Source organism: Mesorhizobium sp. M0048 (genome assembly GCF_040323405.1).
In the GTDB taxonomy this organism is placed as follows: domain Bacteria; phylum Pseudomonadota; class Alphaproteobacteria; order Rhizobiales; family Rhizobiaceae; genus Mesorhizobium.
In genome coordinates, this window is sequence record NZ_JAMYUV010000028.1 from 1 (window position 1) to 19,561 (window position 19,561).

Annotated in this window: 17 protein-coding genes and 3 pseudogenes; 10 read left to right on the forward strand and 10 right to left on the reverse strand. The window is 61.5% G+C overall.

The window, feature by feature from the left end:
- The 5 genes from NKJ84_RS21125 to NKJ84_RS21145 form a co-directional block, all read right to left on the reverse strand.
- Positions 1-430: biotin synthase BioB (locus NKJ84_RS21125; protein WP_502904034.1), on the reverse strand; the 430-nt coding region annotated here is incomplete at its 3' end.
- Between the two features lie 95 nt (positions 431-525).
- Positions 526-1,380 carry a carboxylating nicotinate-nucleotide diphosphorylase gene (gene nadC / locus NKJ84_RS21130; RefSeq protein WP_352508056.1) on the reverse strand — a complete coding sequence of 285 codons (855 nt, stop codon included), beginning with the start codon at positions 1,378-1,380 and terminating at the stop codon, positions 526-528.
- Complete coding sequence (locus NKJ84_RS21135) at positions 1,380-2,921, reverse strand: L-aspartate oxidase (protein ID WP_352508057.1); 1,542 nt, start codon at positions 2,919-2,921, stop codon at positions 1,380-1,382. Before NKJ84_RS21135 ends, nadC begins: the two co-directional genes overlap by 1 nt.
- Positions 2,918-3,892 (reverse strand): quinolinate synthase NadA, encoded by a 975-nt coding sequence (gene nadA / locus NKJ84_RS21140; protein WP_352508058.1) that lies wholly within the window; start codon positions 3,890-3,892, stop codon positions 2,918-2,920. The genes NKJ84_RS21135 and nadA overlap by 4 nt, the downstream gene beginning before the upstream one ends.
- Positions 3,893-3,958: 66 nt before the next feature.
- The gene (locus tag NKJ84_RS21145; RefSeq protein WP_352508102.1) at positions 3,959-4,927 is read right to left on the reverse strand and encodes an NUDIX hydrolase; all 969 of its coding nucleotides are present in this window, start codon (positions 4,925-4,927) and stop codon (positions 3,959-3,961) included.
- A 173-nt stretch (positions 4,928-5,100) separates the two neighbouring features.
- On the opposite strand from NKJ84_RS21145, the gene panB reads away from it, so the two are divergent.
- From panB to NKJ84_RS21185, 8 genes are all read left to right on the forward strand, one after another.
- Complete coding sequence (gene panB / locus NKJ84_RS21150; RefSeq protein ID WP_352508059.1) at positions 5,101-5,961, forward strand: 3-methyl-2-oxobutanoate hydroxymethyltransferase; 861 nt, start codon at positions 5,101-5,103, stop codon at positions 5,959-5,961.
- Positions 5,958-6,818: a pantoate--beta-alanine ligase gene (gene panC / locus NKJ84_RS21155; protein ID WP_352508060.1), complete on the forward strand. Its 861-nt coding sequence runs from the start codon at positions 5,958-5,960 to the stop codon at positions 6,816-6,818. Before panB ends, panC begins: the two co-directional genes overlap by 4 nt.
- A 94-nt stretch (positions 6,819-6,912) precedes the next feature.
- Positions 6,913-7,638 carry a LuxR family transcriptional regulator gene (locus NKJ84_RS21160; RefSeq protein ID WP_352508061.1) on the forward strand — a complete coding sequence of 242 codons (726 nt, stop codon included), beginning with the start codon at positions 6,913-6,915 and terminating at the stop codon, positions 7,636-7,638.
- Positions 7,639-7,731: 93 nt separating this feature from the next.
- Positions 7,732-8,382 (forward strand): acyl-homoserine-lactone synthase, encoded by a 651-nt coding sequence (locus NKJ84_RS21165; protein WP_352458529.1) that lies wholly within the window; start codon positions 7,732-7,734, stop codon positions 8,380-8,382.
- Entirely contained in the window at positions 8,379-8,753 is a 375-nt protein-coding gene (locus NKJ84_RS21170; RefSeq protein ID WP_352508062.1) for a transcriptional regulator domain-containing protein, read from the forward strand. The genes NKJ84_RS21165 and NKJ84_RS21170 overlap by 4 nt, the downstream gene beginning before the upstream one ends.
- Before the next feature lie 157 nt (positions 8,754-8,910).
- Positions 8,911-9,222, forward strand: a complete 312-nt coding sequence (locus tag NKJ84_RS21175) for a DUF2285 domain-containing protein (RefSeq protein ID WP_352508104.1) — start codon at positions 8,911-8,913, stop codon at positions 9,220-9,222.
- Between the two features lie 816 nt (positions 9,223-10,038).
- Positions 10,039-11,862 carry a glutamine--fructose-6-phosphate transaminase (isomerizing) gene (glmS, locus tag NKJ84_RS21180; protein ID WP_352508063.1) on the forward strand — a complete coding sequence of 608 codons (1,824 nt, stop codon included), beginning with the start codon at positions 10,039-10,041 and terminating at the stop codon, positions 11,860-11,862.
- 461 nt (positions 11,863-12,323) lie between these two features.
- Positions 12,324-12,539, forward strand: a complete 216-nt coding sequence (locus NKJ84_RS21185) for a helix-turn-helix domain-containing protein (protein ID WP_352453550.1) — start codon at positions 12,324-12,326, stop codon at positions 12,537-12,539.
- Positions 12,540-13,233: 694 nt separating this feature from the next.
- Here the strand turns inward: NKJ84_RS21185 and NKJ84_RS21190 are convergent.
- Together NKJ84_RS21190 and NKJ84_RS21195 are read right to left on the reverse strand one after the other, a co-directional pair.
- Complete coding sequence (locus NKJ84_RS21190; RefSeq protein WP_352508064.1) at positions 13,234-14,574, reverse strand: IS1380 family transposase; 1,341 nt, start codon at positions 14,572-14,574, stop codon at positions 13,234-13,236.
- Between the two features lie 97 nt (positions 14,575-14,671).
- Positions 14,672-14,773 (reverse strand): annotated as a pseudogene (locus tag NKJ84_RS21195) (LysR family transcriptional regulator); the annotation flags it as partial.
- Positions 14,774-15,348: 575 nt separating this feature from the next.
- Here NKJ84_RS21195 and NKJ84_RS21200 point away from each other — a divergent pair.
- Positions 15,349-15,624, forward strand: coding sequence for an acyl carrier protein (locus NKJ84_RS21200; RefSeq protein WP_352508065.1), 276 nt, complete (start codon positions 15,349-15,351; stop codon positions 15,622-15,624).
- On the forward strand, positions 15,625-16,830 hold the full coding sequence (locus tag NKJ84_RS21205; protein ID WP_352508066.1) for a beta-ketoacyl-[acyl-carrier-protein] synthase family protein: 1,206 nt from the start codon (positions 15,625-15,627) through the stop codon (positions 16,828-16,830).
- Here the strand turns inward: NKJ84_RS21205 and NKJ84_RS21210 are convergent.
- From NKJ84_RS21210 to NKJ84_RS21220, 3 genes and pseudogenes are all read right to left on the reverse strand, one after another.
- Positions 16,817-16,981, reverse strand: a pseudogene (locus NKJ84_RS21210) (LysR family transcriptional regulator); the annotation flags it as partial. The gene NKJ84_RS21205 and the pseudogene NKJ84_RS21210 overlap by 14 nt on opposite strands.
- Before the next feature lie 179 nt (positions 16,982-17,160).
- A pseudogene (locus tag NKJ84_RS21215) lies at positions 17,161-18,033 on the reverse strand (IS1380 family transposase); the annotation flags it as partial.
- Between the two features lie 670 nt (positions 18,034-18,703).
- On the reverse strand, positions 18,704-19,093 hold the full coding sequence (locus NKJ84_RS21220; RefSeq protein ID WP_352508067.1) for a hypothetical protein: 390 nt from the start codon (positions 19,091-19,093) through the stop codon (positions 18,704-18,706).
- Positions 19,094-19,561 lie beyond the last annotated feature (468 nt).

Genomic DNA, 19,561 nt, shown 5'->3' on the forward strand with positions numbered 1-19,561 from the left:
TCATGCAGGTCTCCATGCCCAGCGCCTTGACGCCTTCGACCATCGCCACCACCGCATCCATGTCGCGCGCCTTGGGGTTTCGCCAGGCCGCGCCCATGCAATAGCGGGTTGCGCCGGCGTCACGCGCTTTCTTCGCCTCGGCGACGACGCGCCGGACCTCCATCAGCTTCGACGCCTTCAGGCCGGTTTCGTGCTGCGCCGACTGGCTACAATAGCCGCAATCCTCCGGGCATCCGCCCGTCTTGATGCTGAGCAGCCGGCTGAGCTGGACCTTGTTGGGATCGAAATTCTGGCGGTGCACGGTTTGGGCGAGGAAGAGGAGATTGTTGAAGGGGGCATCGTGAAGTGCCCGAGCCTTCTCCAGGGTCCACGCTCCAGGGTCAGGGGCTTGAGCCTGTGGCGATGTCTGCGTTGGACTGGCTGTTTGCATGTCCATGCTGTTCCTCCGGTTCTGCCTTGCTTTGCTGTCTGATTGATGACGATCGGAAAGGACAGTTGATTCGATCCTGTTCGTCCCTCAGGCAATCATGGGCCCCAATAGTCGAGGCCGATATCCAGGATCGGCGCGCTGTGGGTCAGTCGGCCGACTGAAATCAGATCAACGCCGGTCGCGGCAATCGCTCGCGCCGTATCGGATGCGATCCCGCCAGAAGCCTCGGTGATAGCACGGCCGCCAACGATTGCGACGGCGCGGCGAAGATCGGCGAGGGACATGTTGTCGAGCAGAACCGCATCGGGAGCGAAGCCAAGTACCTCCTCCAACTGGGCCAGCGTATCGACCTCGACTTCGATCTTGACGAGATGACCGGCCCGTCTTCGTGCTCGCTCGAGCGCCGGGCGAACGCCGCCTGCGATGGCGATGTGGTTGTCCTTGATCAGAATTGCGTCGTCGAGGCCGAAGCGGTGATTGGATCCGCCACCTGCGCGCACGGCGTATTTTTCGACTGCCCGCAATCCGGGCGTCGTCTTGCGCGTGCAGACGATCTTCGCGCCATATCCACGAACCGCAGCGACGATCGATGCCGTTGCTGTAGCGATGCCGCTCAGATGGCACAAAAAATTGAGTGCCGTCCGTTCGGCTGTGAGAATGGCCCGGGCAGGGCCAACCACTGATGCAATGACCTCTCCATCCATGACATTGGAGCCGTCTGCCCGCTCCACCGAGATTTCGATATCAGGATCAATCAAGCGGAAAGCGAGCATCGCAAGATCGAGGCCGGCGACAACTCCGGACTGGCGCGCCGCCAGCACGGTTCCCGCTTGGTGTTCCTTCGGGACGATGGCCTCCGTGGTCAAGTCGCCGGCTCTGCCAAGGTCTTCAAGAAGGGCTGCCCTTACCAGCGGCTCGAGCATGACCGTGGGAAGCGGTGAGAACGTCATCACTTTGCCCCTTCGAGGCTTGGCGAATGTCCGAGTTCCCGCGCAGCGGCCAAGGCGGCTTCGAGGGTGATTTCGGACCGTCGGGCGACAGTCGCATGATGAGGAAAGTCTGTCCGGTAATGAGCGCCGCGGCTTTCTTGGCGCAACAAGGCGGCAACCGCGATCATTAGCCCGACAGCCGCCGCATCCGAGGCCGCGTCCTGGCTTTCGGCGAGCGGCAATAAGGCACGTGCGGCTGCTTTCAGACCTTCACCATCCCGGACGATGCCGAGTGCGCGCGACAGGAAAACACGCACGGGTATCGGAGCGGGCGATGGGTAAACGTCCGCAACCGCAGGCCTTGTTCTGCGAGCAGGCGTTCCGGCGACACTTTCAGCGACCCAGCGCGCGCACACGACGGCCTCGGTCAAGGAATTGCTGGCGAGCCTGTTGGCGCCATGCAGTCCTGTCGAAGCGACTTCGCCGCAGGCCCACAGCCCCTTGACGGAGGTCCTACCGGAGCCGTCCACGGCAACGCCACCCATGTGGTAGTGTTGGGCCGGACGAATGGGGATGAGATCGCGCGCGGGATTGATGCCGGCTCCACGACAGGCTGATGCGATTGTCGGGAAGTGTCGAGCAAATTCCGGGCCAGGCCGTTGCCGCGCGTCTAGAAAAACACGGTGGCCGTTGGCAAGATGGTTCCAGACGGCGCGCGCCAAGACATCACGAGGCGCGAGTTCCGCCCCTGGCACGCTCTGGAGAAAAGCTTGGCCGGTTTCGTCGATCAGGGCAGCACCTTCGCCGCGGACGGCCTCGCTGAGCAGCACCATAGGGCGTTCCGGGCCGTCAAGCGCGGTCGGGTGGAACTGGATGAACTCGAGGTCGGCAAGGACAGCTCCAGCGCGGGCCGCAAGCGCCAGGCCCTGTCCGCAACTGCCCGAAGGATTCGTGGTGTCGAGAAACAGTCCCCCGATCCCACCGGTGGCGAGGACGACCCGCCGTGAGCCGAAGAAGACAGGTCCTATCGAACCGCTCGCCCAGACGCCTCGGATCGCATTCTCTCGCACCGCCAGCCGGCGCGCTTCCACGCCCTCCACGACAACAATCGAGGGAGTGGAACGCACAGCCGCGATCAGGGCACGCATGATCTCACGCCCGGTGCCGTCACCATGCGCATGAACGATGCGACGTCGGCTGTGTGCGGCCTCCAATCCGAGGCACAGTGATCCTTTCGGCGTACGGTCGAAGGGAACCCCAAAGCCCGCAAGCCCCTCTATCGCCTTGGGCGCGGCTTGGAGGATGCGGCTCGCCACGTCTCTGTCGCAGAGACCATCCCCGGCGGCAAGCGTATCGGCCAGGTGCAGTGCCGGATCGTCGTCTTCGCCGAAACTTGCAGCCAGACCACCCTGTGCCCACGTGCTCGAATTGTCAGCTCCCAGCAGCGTCCTGGACAGAAGCAGCACCGGCTCCGGCGCCAGTTGAAGCGCGGTCATCAGTCCGGCGATGCCGCCGCCGATGATGATGGGCCGCCCGAAGAAGCTGCGGACATCGGCGCTCAAATTGCCAGCATCCGTTCGACCGCAAGCCGCGCGCGCCCGGCGATCCCGGGTTCGATGGTTACGATATGGTGGTTCTGCTCGAGCGCCATGCGGATGTTGGCAAGCGTGATCCGCTTCATGTGCGGGCACAAATTGCAGGGCCGGATGAACTCGACCTCTGGGTGCGCTAACGCGACGTTGTCGCTCATCGAACATTCCGTCATCAGCACGACACGTGCCGGCCTTTGCCTTTCGACATAGTCGGACATGGCAGCGGTCGAGCCGGAAAAATCTGCTTCAGCCACGACGTCGGGCGGGCATTCGGGATGCGCGAGCACGATCACGCCGGGATGGCTTTCGCGCAACTCGCGGATGTCGGCCGGTGTAAAGCGCTCATGCACCTCGCAATGCCCTTTCCAGGCGATGATCTGCACATCGGTCTGGGCGGCGATATTCTGGGCCAGATATTCGTCCGGCAACATGATCACCTGGGGAACGCCAAGGGATTGGACGACCGCCTTGGCGTTGCCGGATGTACAGCAGATATCCGACTCGGCTTTCACTTCGGCCGACGTGTTGACATAAGTGATGATCGGCACGCCGGGATAACGCTGGCGCATCAAGCGCACGTCTTCTGCCGTGATCGATTCCGCCAACGAACAGCCTGCCCGCAGGTCGGGAATGAGCACCGTCTTTTGCGGATTGAGCAGCTTGGCCGTTTCGGCCATGAAATGTACGCCGGCCAGCACGATGACTTGCGCCTCGATCGTCGCAGCCGTGCGGGCCAGTGCCAAGCTGTCGCCGACGATGTCGGCCACGCAATGGAAGATCTCGGGGGTCTGATAGTTGTGCGCCAGGATGATGGCGTTGCGCTCGCGCTTCAGTGCAAGGATCGCCTCGATATCCTCGACGAAAGCCGGCCATTCGATCGGCGGGATCACTCGTCGGACGCGCTCGTAGAGAAACGCGGTCGCAGGCAGCATGGCGCTCATCGACCCCTCCAGCTTATACTCTAGTTGAAAATAACCAGCATATACTTGCTGTGAGTATAAGCGATGTCAACCCCGCGCCAGCGGCAATTTTGTCCCGGCGATGACCCTCTCGTCGAGAACGGCGTGGCGGAACCGGTAAAGCTTCGCTGGCCGGCCGCCGGTCTCCGCAGTTGCCTCTCCGGTCTCTTCGACCAGCTCCTGCTGCTCGATCAGCCGGCGAAAGTTTGGCTTACGCACGAGCCTGCCGGCAAGCGCCTCCACGGTTCGCTGCAGCTGCAAAAGCGTGAAGACCGGCGGCATCAGCTCAAAGACGACCGGCCGGTATTTGATCTTGGAGCGCAGCCGCGCAATGCCGGTCGCCACGATGCGGCGATGATCGGCGACCATAGACTTGCTGGGCACCAGCGGAGGCAGCGTCGCGTCCCGTCCGCTTCCGGCCTCTTGGACCAGGCCTGCTTCGTAGACCAACTCATAGCGTTGAAGCGTGAGTTCCTCGTTCCAAAGGCGGTCGTCGAAGCCGAAGGCTATCGTCGCCCGCTGCCAGCGTTCACGTCGCGTGGCCGCGTCGCTGACGCCGTCTGCCCATTCAATCAGGCGCGGTCGCAGAACGTCCAGCACGACCGGAGGCGTGCCGGAGCGGTGGTCCTCCCATGGAAAATATTCATACCAGCTCTGCCAGCCGCACTTGGGCGAGCCAGCTGCCTGTTCCTTGCGGGTCAATGCGAGATAGCTGATGGAGATGACGCGCTGCTGGCGCTCGGCGCCGATGCGATCCCGATCCGCGAAGGTGTAGAGTTGCTCAATATACCCCAGCGGATGGCCGGTCTGCTGCTCGACCCACCCCCTCAAACCGGATTGCAGCGATCGGTGCTCAAGCGCAAATGGTCCGGAGGGCAGGGTGTCCGTCTGGCCGATGGTGAGGACACAGGGTTCACTGTCGTTTACGGCGACGACAAAGGCGATCAGGTCCACTTTGACTTCGTCGGCCTTGACGGCGGCTCTGTCTTTCCTGGGTCCTTTTGCCTGATCGTCCATGTTCGCGAAAGTGGTTGGCCAGCTCGGGAGCGCCTGAATCGATTTAAGTGTAAGCGCGCCTGTCCGCACGTCAACACCGCACAGCTGCACGGCCATTTTTAGCTCTTCGCACTTGCACAAAAATGTGGCAAACGCGACACCCGCGGTTGGTAACGTTGGGGAAGGAGGGTCCATTGAGTGCGTTTGGTGACACCAAGGCGATCACACCGCCGGATATTCGTTCGCGCAAAGGTGGGACGCCGCTCGTCTGTCTTACCGCCTACACGACCCCAGTCGCCCGGCTTGTCGATCCCCATTGCGATGTGGTGCTGGTCGGCGACAGCGTCGGCATGGTTCTCCACGGCCTGCCCTCGACGCTCGGTGTGACGCTGGAGATGATGATCATTCACGGCCAGGCCGTGCGCCGTGGCCTCGAGCAGGCGCTGATGGTCGTCGACCTGCCGTTCGGTTCCTTCGAGGAAAGCCCCGAGCAGGCTTTCCGCAATGCCGCGCGCGTCATGGCCGAGACCGGCTGCGCGGCCGTCAAGCTCGAAGGCGGCGAAACGATGGCAGAGACGATCGGCTTCCTCGCCGCGCGCGGCGTGCCGGTCATGGCCCATGTCGGCTTGACGCCGCAGGCGATCAACACCATCGGTGGCTACCGCGTCCAGGGCAGAGGCGGGGATGCCGAGCGCATCAGGCGCGACGCGCTTGCGGTGAGCGAAGCGGGCGCCTTTGCGGTTGTGCTGGAGAAGGTTCCCGAGGCGCTCGCCCGCCGGATCACCGGGGAGGTGGCGACCCCGACCATTGGCATCGGTGCCTCGCCCGCCTGTGACGGCCAGATTCTCGTCGTCGACGACATGCTGGGCCTCTTCAGCGACTTCCGGCCCAAATTCGTCAAGCGCTATGCTGAACTGGGGGAGGCCGCTGCGGCTGCGATCGCGGCCTATGCGCGGGAAGTGAAGGAGCGCCAGTTTCCGGCCGCCGAGCACGTGTTTGCCGATGCGCCCAAGCCCGCCGACGGGGACGCCACCAAGAGCGGAGAAGCAGCGTGAGCGTGCCGATTGTCAGGAGCGTTGCCCAGCTTCGCCAAATCGTCGCCGCATGGCGCCGCGAGGGCGTGAGGATTGCCGTCGTGCCAACGATGGGCGTCCTGCATGAGGGCCATCTCAGCCTGGTGCGCGCGGCACTCGTGAAGGCCGACCGGGTGATCGTGACGCTCTTCGTCAACCCGAAGCAATTCAACAGCGAGGCCGATCTCGCCGCGTATCCGAGCACCGAGGACGAGGATGCCGCCAAGCTGGCACCGCTTGGCGCGCACCTGCTTTATGCGCCGGACGCAGAGGAGATGTATCCGGCCGCCTTCGCCACGACCGTTTCGGTGTCCGGTGTCAGCGAGGGCCTGTGCGGTGCCTTCCGGCCGGGACATTTCGATGGCGTGGCGACCGTCGTCGCCAAGCTCTTCCTGCAGACCAGCGCTGACTTCGGCTTCTTTGGCGAAAAGGACTTTCAGCAGCTTCAGCTAGTCAGGCGTATGGTCCGGGACCTGGATATTCCAATCACCATTGTTCCTTGTCCGACAGTCCGCGAAGCTGACGGTCTTGCACTATCATCGCGCAATGTCCGGCTCTCGCCAGCAGAGCGTGCTGTTGCCCACAAGCTACCATCGGTCTTGCTCGAGACGGCTGAGCGGCTTGCCCGCGGCTCGCCCGTCCTGCCAACGCTTGCCGAAGCGCGCGCAGCAATTCTGGCTGCAGGCTATCGCGAGATCGAATACCTGGAACTTCGCGACGAGGCAGATCTGCGACCCATGACAAGCCTTGACCGACCTGCACGCTTGCTTGTCGCGGCCTGGCTCGGCGGCACACGGCTCATAGACAACGTCAGAATATCACGGGTTTCAACAGATTAACGGGGTTCTCGGCACGCGCTGTATCCGTCCGGGATCGTTTAAAACAAGGTCTCTGCCTGGCATCGAGCGATCACGGAGGTTACGCAAAGCGCAAATGCATCGCGTGTTTGAGAACTTCGTCGAGCAACTGTCTGCAAGTGTTGATGCTGCCGATCTCCGTGAGGCAATGGCATCCGCTGCAGCCGGCTTCGATTTTCCGCTATTCGCCTATTTCACTTACCCGTCGGCCTCCGGCGACGCCCCGCAATTGATCTCAAACTATCCTTCATCCTGGACATCACGTTATCTGCAACAGCGGTACCACAGTCTTGATCCGGTCATCCTGCGCGGGCTGCAAGGCTGGGATACCTTCGATTGGGGTGTGGATCGCGCTCGGCACTGTCTGCCGAATTCGCAGCAACAAATTCTGGAGAGTGCGGCTGAGTTTGGCATCCGCGGCGGCCTGACGATGTCCATGCATGATCATCGCGGCCGGTTTGCTGCCCTGACCTTTGCTTCCGACGAGTCCCGTCCGCCTCTGTTGCGGTCACTGACACGTTACGAAAAAGCATTGCAGCTGGTGGCCATCAACTTTCATATCCATGTCCGGCGCAGGCTCGCCGACGATCGCGTGGTGGATGGTGTAACGCTCACCCCGCGGGAGTTCGAGTGCCTGAAATGGGCGGCGCGCGGCAAGTCGGCTTGGGTTATCAGCCAGCTTCTCGGCGTCTCAAAGCGCACCGTGACCTTTCATCTGGAAAACGCCAAGGCAAAGCTTGGCGTTCGAACGATCAACCAGGCCGTTGCACGACTGGCTGCCTCCGGCCAGGCGAAATCCTGATTCGTCGGCCACGATAGCTGTAAACCTCTACAGGCTGCATCGCTGCCGGCTTTGCCCTTCGATGGCGGGAACACATCCCGCACGGAGGCGACCATGATGCAGCTGATAACACCAGACCTTTACGACGAGTTCGCAAGCGAGCTCAAAGAGATGCACGGGCTCAGGTTTCGGGTGTTCAAGGAAAGGCTCGATTGGGAAGTTGATACCGAAGACCAGATGGAAACAGACCCGTTTGATGGTCTGAAGCCTGTCTATCTGCTCCTCAAGGGATCCGACTGGCGAATTCGCGGTTGCGTGCGTCTTTTGCCCAGCACCGGACCCACAATGTTGCGCGACACGTTCCCGGTGCTGCTGGGTGCTGACGTCGTGCCCTCGACCTCCGACATATGGGAGAGCAGTCGTTTCGCGCTCGATCTTCCTCCGTCGGCGCCCAAGGCAGCGGGCGGACTGGCCCAGGCAACCTACGAGCTCTTCGCGGGCATGATCGAGTTCGGCTTGGCCAAGGATCTGACCCGGATAGTAACGGTGACGGATACGCGCATGGAACGGATCCTTCGCCTCGCGACGTGGCCATTGTCGCGCATCGGACAACCCAAGTCCGTCGGCAAAACCGAGGCGGTGGCCGGGTTTCTCGAGATTTCCCGCGCGAGCCTTTTGCGCATCCGCAGCAGGGGACGTCTGAGCGGACCGGTACTGTGGCAACCGGTTCTAGGCCCGTCGGCATTGTGGACACCTGAGCCGTGAAGGATGCTGGTCTGCCCAAGGAAGCGACGGTCGGTCTTGTATGCTGGCCGGACTGGCGTCGTCACGAAGCTTACCACTACGCCAGACGATTGCCACGCACTGCCTGGGCCTGGGAGTTTCTTCGGCGCAATCCACAATTCCAGCGCGACCACGCCAAAATGGCACCGTCCGCCTGCATTGTCGGAGCCCAGGCCGACATGAACATAATCGAGTTGACGACAGGATCATCTTTCCTAAGACAATGGAGCCTCCTTTTTCGCGGACGCGCCACAGTCGGACGCTACGTCGGCAAGGGTCTTTTGGGATCCGCGCGACTGCGCCCGTATTCTACGAGCGGCCGCGGAGCCGGTTGGGCTCGACCACGATTTTGAACCGCTTGATCTTTCTTCGCTCTCGTGCTGCAAGGACATCCTGCTGACACCTGCCGGCGTGCAGCACGTGCTGCTGAGGGAGGACTGCCGGAGTCTGCAGATCGCCCTTTCCGGTGCATCCGTTCTCCGCCCGTTGCGGCTATATGTCGACGCGATCGTGCAGCCGCAGCACCTGAAGTTCCATGTCGCTGCCCTTCAGTTCCTGAACGACATCAATGGTTGCGGCCGCCTGGCAGCTGCTTGCTTTCCGCCGGAACCCCGCGGAGCGCGTCTGCGTATCGTGCTCCAGGCTTTGGACGGCTCGCTTGCGGGAGCATCTCATCAGGAGATCGCCATTGCCCTGTTCGGGAGACGCCGTGTCGAAGACGATTGGTCTCATCCAGGTAGCCATCTTCGCGATCAGGTGCGTCGCGCCATCCAACGTGGCCGCTACCTGATGGGCGGCGGCTATAGACAGTTCCTGATGTAATTCGGGTGACAGCTTGGTGATTGTCTTATTCGAAAAGGCGCAGGCATCAATCTCCATTTCTCACTGCTATTGTGCCTTGTACAAGACGTGACACGCGCCTAGTTCTTCCGCTGCGGGAATCGGGTTTGAGTAATACGGACGAAGCACTGAGAACCAACGTTTTCGTGATAGTGCATTCATGCCCCGAGAATCCTGATGACCGTTACGAACCCCGACAAAGCCGGCGCTGACTGAAACGGTCGCTGAACGTGCTCTGTGGCCTGCGCCGCCTGACTCTCGGTTTCGGCTATGCCGACTAACAGCGTATTGATAGGCCATCGCGGGCTAAGCTCTACCGGCGAAAGCCGCGTCAAAGCGGCAGGCAATCAGAAACTAGATCGGCGGCGACGATAATTATGATCAACGTGACGAACACGTGAATCATGCCGACGGCGCCCACGCTGCCGATGATGATGATGCCGACGCATGCGTCGCTGATGCTGCCTAACTACAGTGCTGTGTGATCATGCCGATCACCGCGTGACCACGAGCGGCGGCGGTTCGTGGTCAGGTGCGTGGCCGGGATGATCGCGCATGGCCGATTGTTCCTCGTGCCGCGGGGTGTGGGCTTGCGTTCGGTCATGAGGACGTCAGGCGCAACGAGGAAGTTAGATCAGGGCCCCAAACGCGGCTTATCCATGGGGTGGATGATAGCTATCCCTACAATCAATTATACCAATATTACCCAATACTACTAGAAGATCCCCCAATGAAAGCGGCCGGATGGGTATCCGTCTCGCGTAGGCTGAAGCTGCCGGCAAGAATGGGAAGACGAACATGTGCGGGATTGTTGGCATCGTTGGGCAACAGACGGTGTCGGATCGGTTGGTCGACGCATTGAAGCGTTTGGAATACCGCGGCTATGATTCCGCCGGCGTTGCGACGATCACCGAAGGTGTCTTGCACCGCCGGCGCGCCGAGGGCAAGCTCGTCAATCTCGAGAGGAGACTGAAGGAAGAGCCGCTGAGCGGCAACATCGGCATCGGCCACACGCGTTGGGCAACCCATGGGGCCTCGACGGAACGCAATGCGCACCCGCACTTTGCCGACGGTGTCGCCGTCGTCCATAACGGCATCATCGAGAATTTCACCGAGCTGAAGGACGAATTGGCGGCGGCTGGCGCCGAGTTCCAGACCGACACCGACACCGAGGTCATCGCGCATCTCTTGGCAAGACACCGCCGGGAGGGCATGAGGCGGCAAGAGGCGATGCGTGCCATGCTGAAACGCGTCAGGGGCGCCTATGCGCTTGCCGTCCTCTTCGAAGATGATCCGTCGACCATCATGGCGGCGCGCAACGGACCACCGCTGGCGATCGGTCACGGCGACGGCGAGATGTTCCTGGGCTCCGACGCGATCGCGCTTGCTCCCTTCACCAATGAAATTACCTATCTCATCGAGGGCGACTTGGCCATTGTCGGCAAATCGGGCGCCCATATCTTCGATTTCGACGGCCATCCCGTCGAGCGTCCGCGCCATACCTCCACGGCCGCGGCCGATCTGGCCAGCAAGGGCAATCATCGCCACTTCATGGAGAAGGAAATCTACGAGCAGCCCGAAGTCATCGCCCATGCTCTCCGTCACTATAGCAACATCATAGAGAATCGCGCCGACATGGTTTCTGGCATCGATTTCGCCAGGATCCCGAGCTTGGCGATCTCGGCCTGCGGGACCGCCTATCTCGCCGGACTGATCGGAAAATACTGGTTCGAGCGCTATGCGCGCCTGACGGTTGAAATCGACGTTGCGTCCGAATTCCGTTACCGCGAGATCCCGTTGTCGCCGCAGTCGGCGGCTCTTTTCATTTCGCAGTCCGGCGAAACCGCCGATACGCTCGCATCGTTGAGGTACTGCAAGGAGCGTGGGCTGAAAATTGGCGCTATCGTCAATGCCTGCGAATCGACCATCGCTCGGGAGGCCGATGCGGTCTTCCCGATCCTTGCCGGACCGGAGATTGGCGTCGCCTCCACCAAGGCGTTTACCTGCCAGCTTGCGGTTCTAGCCGCACTCGCCATCGGCGCCGCCAGAGCCCGCGGGACCGTAACCGAAGACGAGCTGCAGGCGCTCGTCAGGAGCCTCGCCGAAGTGCCGCGCGTCATGGGCCAGGTACTCAACAGCATCCAGCCGGAGATCGAGTTCCTGTCGCGCGAACTGTCAAAGTGTCGTGACGTCCTGTATCTCGGCCGTGGCACCAGTTTCCCGCTAGCGATGGAAGGTGCGCTGAAGCTCAAGGAGATTTCCTACATCCATGCCGAGGGCTATGCGGCGGGTGAATTGAAGCACGGTCCGCTCGCATTGATCGACGACAACATGCCAGTGATCGTCATCGCGCCCCATGATCGCTTTTTCGACAAGACTGTCTCCAACATGCAGGAAGTGGCTGCCCGTGGAGGGCGGATTATCCTCATCACCGATGAAAAAGGGGCAGCCGCATCGAAACTCAACACCATGCACACGCTCGTGTTGCCGGCTGTCGACGAGATTATCGCGCCGATGATCTTCTCGCTGCCGATACAGCTTCTTGCCTACCACACGGCGCTCTTCATGGGCACAGACGTAGACCAGCCGCGCAATCTCGCAAAATCGGTCACGGTCGAATGATTGTGAACCTTTACAGCTGGCGATGCTTGTCCATCTTCGCTGCATCGGCGGTGGAAATTGGTCGAAGGTATCAGCGTCCGCGAGGCTGGGTGGACGGTGCCGCGAATAGCCACTGGAGGCGTCAGTGAGAGTTCGAGTTGCTGTTCAAGAAAGCGATCGGGGAGAATGAGTCGTGTAGGATCGCAGGTCGAATGCGCTACAGCCGATCAGGCCATCTCATGGCGGGCAGGTTCTTAGAACTTGATCAGAAGCAGGTGAGCCGCCATATTCCGACCCGGCTGCCAATTTCAAGTGGCCCATTCCATGGATGAGGCCGGTCCGGCCGAATGGACGTCCATTTTTTTGATTTGCTGGGTGTGCGCCAAGGGTCGGGGAGGAAATCTCCCGATTTGTCAGGCGCTCCCATCTTCTTGGAGATGTTTATGAAGGATTCGCGCATTCCCGAGCCAGTCTTGACGGCTATGTCGCAGGGGACCCACATCATCCGCGCTTATCGTGAGCACCTTGGGTATTCAATCGAGGACCTCGCGGTCGCGTGCGGGCTTGCCGCTCAGGAAATCCAAAACATCGAGCGGGGTCTAAAGTACAATAAGGGCTATCGGAATCGGATAGCGAGATCGCTGTCCATACCTGTGGGAATTCTTGAGGCAGAGTCGGACATATCGGACGCCGCCTGATCAGTCGGATAATCTGCAATGGGTGGAAGACCGCTCTTGTGATGTGACGTTTGCGGCTGATAGTCGTCGCTTGATTCCGTTGGACGCGAATGCCTTCTGGCGCAGTACCGCCAAGAGAATTCTCGTCCACTGTCCGAGTCAGGAACTGCACACGGGCTCGCCGAACAGGAAGTTGGAACGCTTCGTCATGCTGTCTTAGGCGATATAGCCGCCCGGAGTGCTGCGACACGTGCACGATAGCATTGGCCCGCGAGGATGGATTGCTAACGGCGAACCCATGCTGGTCGGCAAGGCGATACTGGCTGGAGCATCAACTCGGCCGACGAGAGTGGCCCCCCATCCTAGGCAGGATCGGCCGACATGGCCGGCATCGCGAGCCGCTCTGAAAAGAGCACAGCGGGCATCCAGACGCTGCCGGGTTGACTATGGGTGTCGGAACCGCAAAAAGGGGCCGCTCTTCATGAGTGGCGTGCGCCGGCAGTCTAACCCCAAGCCCCCCGCCCGGCTGCCGGCGCGCTTCTAGCCGCCTTGATGCACGGCGATAAGCTTTTGACGGCCTGAAGCGACGTTGTGGTCGCCGTTGCGGTGCTTTTCCACGCGCCTCGTCAGGCGCCGGGATTGCTCCGTCGTGATGGCAGGCGGGGGTTTGCAGGTTGCGGTCGACGGGTTCGTTTCGGGGCGTCTGCCCCCATCGTTATGTCGCGAGTTGGGGGATGCGATCGAGGACGATGCGCAGGATGCGCTGGTCGGGGCACGATGTCGGCAGGTGCAGGCGGATTTGCGATTTCATCTCGACCACCCGCGCAGCGATTTTGATGAGGCGCAATCGCAGCGTGTCGAATTGGGCGACGGCAAAGCTCGAGCGCCTCGGCATCGCGGCCCGCAAGCCCCACATCAACCAGTAAGCACCGGCATGCAGGAATAGCCGGAACTGGTTGGCCGTCGCTCTGGTGCAGGATGTGCGGTCGGCGGCAAGATGCGTCTTCCACGACTTGATGTGGTTCTCGGCCGCGCCGCGCCGGCAGTAGACATCCTCGTAGAGCGCCTTGGCCTTCCCACCGGCAAGGTTGGTGACGACGAAGCGGATATCGCCACCTTGGGCGCCGACCTCGACCCGCGCGATGATGCGCTCGACCCGGCTCCAACTAGCGGCGCCGTCAACGAACTCCTTGAACCTGCGGACCTTGCCTGTCTTGGCCGACGCTTCGAAGCGCGCCGTCGTGCTGGCCTCCAGATCCGCGACATGCTTGCGCAGGGTCGTGGTGGGCGCGAGGCCAAAGATGAAGTCGACGTCGTTGGCGCGGCACCAGTCGATGACCTGCGGGTTGCAATAATGGCTATCGCCGCGGAGCAGGATTCGAATGTTCGGCCAGTTGATCCGGATCGCCCGCACCAGACGGCGCAGGTGGGGGCGGATCTCAGCCCCACTCGGCCGCTTGGCCGGTCGCAGGATCGCGCTGACGAACCGTCCCGCACCATCGAACACGACGATCGGCTGGAAGCCGTACTCGTCATGGTGGGCATTGAACAGGCGAAGCTGTTGGCCTCCGTGCACAGCGTCGAAGGTGTCGTCAATGTCGAGCACGATCCGCTTCGGCACCTGCCGGAACGAGGCGCAGTAGAGGTCGACCATCGCCCGCCCCATCGCGACCAGCTCCCGCACACCGGGCAGGTTCTCCAGCCGGCACAGCGTCGATTGCGACGCCAGATCCCGACCCGACGGCAGCGCATCCTGGGCCATCTTGAAGACCGGATCGCGGCGCAGCCGGTTGGCGTCGTTGCCGTCCTCGTAGCCGGCGGCGATCATCTTCATGCGAAAGCCGATCATGTCCGCCAGGCTGTGGACGACCTGGTCCGGGCAGCGCGGATCGTCGATGCAACGCGCCAGACGCTCGGCCACCCGCAACCGCTTTTCCACATCGGCCAAGGCCAGAACGCCGCTGTTGGACGACAGCATGCCGCCGTCGAAACGGGCGACGACGGACTTGCCGCCGACTGATGACAAACCGCTCAGCGGCAGCGCAAGATCGTTCATGGTGGGTGTGGTCTCCGGGAAATGGTTCGGATCGGCTTAGGCAACCAAATCCTACGTCATTTCAACGGCTTGCGCCACATCCACCAACCCCCATGAATTTGGTTAGGTTGATGCGGCGTGCCGCCGCCGTGAGGCCGCGCTCGCTCAGCAGCGCGTCGAGAACGACGAGAAGATTCAGATCGAGCCCTTTGAAACGCATGTCTTAGCTATCCATAGCGTGGATGCATTTGATTGAAACAAACGATTTTACCAATTTTCCGGAATGTCGCATGGACTTGGCAGGACCTCACGTGCGCCGATCACTGCCTCTATCGCGTGGCGAGTCCCTTGAGAAGAGCCCGAAAGAGGAAATCTGTCGCGTGCGGTGGAGATTGTACTGGGAATGAGAAGCAGCGCTCCGATCATGTCGAACTCTCCGACGAATGGCGGACCGGTACAATAGTTGATCGCAACTGGTCCGGAGCTATGAAACATCTCGATTACATATGAGGTGCCGAGTGAATACGCTGACAGCACCCACCGTCGCAGCGTTTAGCTGACGTTTGACGACGGTTCCTATCCATTTACACGCAGATTCTTGATGTGCTGGCGCAAAAGCGGGAGGCCGGCGACTTTTCTTCGTCATCGGGCTGACGCCGCAGAAGCCGGAACTCGTCCGGTTCCTATGGGCATTGGGCTTGGTCGGTCGCACAGGCTCTATGAGGGGCAATTTTGGCAACGCGACGCGACTCGGGTTTTGAACGACGCCGAAAACGCAAGCTGGAAAGGAACAAGATGGCAGATCAACTCGCCAACGAAATAATCGCCATTATCAAGAAGCGCGCCGCGTCGGAGGGCGGCATAGCGCCTGCCACAGGCGGCGAGATAACGGCTGCCACGGGACTGACTTCGCTCGGTATCGATTCACTGGGATTGGCGGACGTTCTCTGGGACCTGGAGCAGGCCTACGGCATCCAGATCGAGATGAATACGGCCGAGGCATGGTCGGATCTCCAGAATGTTGGGGACATGGTGGGAGCCGTGCGCAGCTTGCTCGCTAAGGGGGTGTGAATGGACAGGCGCGTCGTGATTACTGGGATTGGCGGTATTTGCGGGCTTGGGACCAACGCCGCCGCCATTTGGACAGAGATGCGAGAAGGCCGCTCCGCCATCGGCCCAATCGTCAACTCCGAGCTCCATGAATTGAGGGTCAGGATCGGTGCCGAGATCAAGGCGCTGCCGGAGCATGACATCGACGGCAAGCAACTCATCTCCATGGACCGCTTCAGCCTGCTCGCTGTGCTTGCGGCGCGCGAAGCCATGCGTCAGGCCGGACTTTCCTCCAAAGAGGGAAATAGGTATCGCTTCGGTGCGACGGTGGGCGTTGGCGGCTGCGGGTGGGATGCGATCGAGCAAACCTACCGCGCCATCCTTCTGGGCGGTAAGCGTGCCGCTCTCTTGACTGTACCCAAGGCGATGCCGGGTGCCGCTGCCGGCCAGGTCAGCATGAGTCTCGGCCTGCGCGGGCCGGTCTTCGGCGTCACGTCCGCCTGTTCCTCGGCAAACCATGCGATTGCCTGCGCGGTGGACCAGATCAGGCTCGGCCGGGCCGACGTGATGCTTGCCGGCGGCAGCGAAGCGCCGCTCATATGGGGTGTGCTGAAGGCATGGGAAGCGATCCGCGTGCTTTCGCCCGATACTTGCCGGCCATTCTCGGCCGATCGCCAGGGCCTGTCGCTTGGTGAAGGCGCCGGCATGGCGGTGCTGGAAAGCTACGAGCATGCCCTGGCTCGGGGCGCCACCATCCTTGCCGAAATTGCCGGTGCCGGCCTTTCCGCCGATGCGTCCGACATCGTCGCGCCGACTGTCGAGGGGCCGGAGGCAGCAATGCGGGCCTGCCTTGCCGATGCCAGGCTGGACGCCGAGGATGTCGACTATCTCAACGCGCACGGCACCGGCACCAAGGCCAACGACCAGATCGAGACGGCGGCGATCAAGCGCGTCTTCGGTCAGCACGCCTTCTCAATGTCCATTTCTTCTACCAAGTCCATGCACGCGCATTGCCTCGGCGCGTCCGGCGCGCTCGAGTTGATCGCCTGCGTGATGGCTATCCGCGAGAGCGTCGTGCCGCCGACTGCCAATTATCGTGAGCTGGACCCCGATTGCGATCTCGACGTCACGCCCAATGTGGCACGCGAGCGCAAGGTGCGCGTGGCACTGAGCAACTCCTTCGCCTTTGGCGGCACGAACGCGGTTCTGGCGTTCAGGCAGGTGTAGAAGTCATGAGAGATGCCTCCGGCAACATTATCTCTCGCATCCAGATGCTTGTCGGATAACTATTGTGAAGGGCGGGTCATTGACCGCCTCGGCGAATGCGGGAAGTGGCAGCGGAAGCTCGACGATCCGGGGGTATCGTCTTTGCGAAATTCTTAACTGTTGAAGCGGCTTGGACGTACCGCCGCCCCGTAAAAGGTAATCGAGGCCCTGCGGGCTCGGCTTGAGGGTCTGAAGCTGTACACGACAATGTCTGGAAGCCGCAGGGTCGGCTCTGCGCCCGTTATAGTCGCCTGAGTGCTGCCGGCCCGGCCGCGCCGCGGGCGCCCTCACGAACTCCTTGAACCTGCGGACCTTGCCTGTCTTGGCCGACGCTTCGAAGCGCGCCGTCGTGCTGGCCTCCAGATCCGCGACATGCTTGCGCAGGGTCGTGGTGGGCGCGAGGCCAAAGATGAAGTCGACGTCGTTGGCGCGGCACCAGTCGATGACCTGCGGGTTGCAATAATGGCTATCGCCGCGGAGCAGGATTCGAATGTTCGGCCAGTTGATCCGGATCGCCCGCACCAGACGGCGCAGGTGGGGGCGGATCTCAGCCCCACTCGGCCGCTTGGCCGGTCGCAGGATCGCGCTGACGAACCGTCCCGCACCATCGAACACGACGATCGGCTGGAAGCCGTACTCGTCATGGTGGGCATTGAACAGGCGAAGCTGTTGGCCTCCGTGCACAGCGTCGAAGGTGTCGTCAATGTCGAGCACGATCCGCTTCGGCACCTGCCGGAACGAGGCGCAGTAGAGGTCGACCATCGCCCGCCCCATCGCGACCAGCTCCCGCACACCGGGCAGGTTCTCCAGCCGGCACAGCGTCGATTGCGACGCCAGATCCCGACCCGACGGCAGCGCATCCTGGGCCATCTTGAAGACCGGATCGCGGCGCAGCCGGTTGGCGTCGTTGCCGTCCTCGTAGCCGGCGGCGATCATCTTCATGCGAAAGCCGATCATGTCCGCCAGGCTGTGGACGACCTGGTCCGGGCAGCGCGGATCGTCGATGCAACGCGCCAGACGCTCGGCCACCCGCAACCGCTTTTCCACATCGGCCAAGGCCAGAACGCCGCTGTTGGACGACAGCATGCCGCCGTCGAAACGGGCGACGACGGACTTGCCGCCGACTGATGACAAACCGCTCAGCGGCAGCGCAAGATCGTTCATGGTGGGTGTGGTCTGCGGGAAATGGTTCGGATCGGCTTAAGCAACCAAATCCTACGTCATTTCAACGATCAGATCCCGAGCAGCCAGCCAGTATTCGACCGTCGCTGGCGCCTCCGCCCACTGAGGCCTTGTGCTTCCTCCAGCGAGTCAAGCCGATCACCATGCGTGTCGCCAGTTCTGGTGCTCACCCACGTGCCATTTGCGATCTTGTGTCGGTGAGAGCACCGCAAGCACCTCCCCTGCTAGAGGGCAAGGCGGCTTGCGTCGCCCGTGTTGTTACTATTCTTCGCTGTGGTCGGAGTTTTTTCCTTGGCTTCGGAATCGGGACATTCGGCTTTGCAAAAAATAGGCCATCGTGGTCGATCGTCACGCCCCCGAGTTCGGCGGCACGATGGGACGACAGCGGCAGCGCAAGCTTCATTTGCGCGAGGGGCTCGTCCCTTCAACTACTTGATGCGTTTGCGCTTTGCGTACCTCCGTGCATGTTGCTCGATGCCAGGCGGAGACCTCCGTCTAAACGATCGCGCACGATGCAACGCCCACGCGTTGATCGCCATCATCGCGGCGATCGCTTTGCCGCGATCGCCGCAGCCTTTTCGAGCACGACAATCATGCCGGCGGTCGGCAGCGATGCGCATGCAAAAATTCACAGATGCATTCTCGCCAAATGCTAGCTGCCCAGCAAATGTCCGGCATTTCGCAAGGCACCTAGGAAGAGGCTGGCATGGCCGTTGGCATTGATCTTGGCCTGCATCGACAGGGGCATGCTGTGCCAGTTCTCCAAGGGCGCAGTGAAATGTGAGAACGTACCGTTGACGATGCAATGGTGGCTAACAAGGCCCTGTCTGTCCAACGCCAGCACGCCGATCTGGTCGCCCTGATATCGGATGGCTGCGACCCGCTGGACCTCCGCGTCACCGTCGACCCGCACGTCGAAAAGCAGGATGCCGCGGCTCCTGGTTGCTACCTCGGCGGCCTTTTCTGCGAAGCTTAAGGAGAGCGAGCGAACGCTTTCGACCGCCAGCTGTAAAATCATCAAATCCAGTTCATCCACTGCCATAAGATACCTGCGCGCAACACATGGGTGATAGCAATCGACCACACCGCTTGTTCACAGATGTCGGCTCACGACCGATCATTCAGGGTTTGGTCGTCCATTGACCGAGGGCGTGCTCCGGTTCGAACCGATCCTGAAGCGGAATGCGCTGGATCTACGGAACCCGAGGAGCAGGCCAGCCAAAGTTGCCGCGACAATTGATGTCGTGATCATTCCAGACATCTGCATCGGCGTCGCTGAACATCCACTGGTAAGTCCGTTCTCTTGCGGCAAGCCCATCCTCGGGCCGTCTTGTACCTGAAGCCCTCGCGGTGGCGTCCCTCGAAGCTCGGGACCGCCGGGCGCTTGATCGTCGAGAACTTTGTTTACGAAGGTCCGGACCTCCTGCAGAGCTTATTCTGGTGCGCTCGCCTTTGAGCATTCCGCTGAAGCGTGACGTTTCGCTAGTCAGTGTTCCTTGCAGGCTCACCG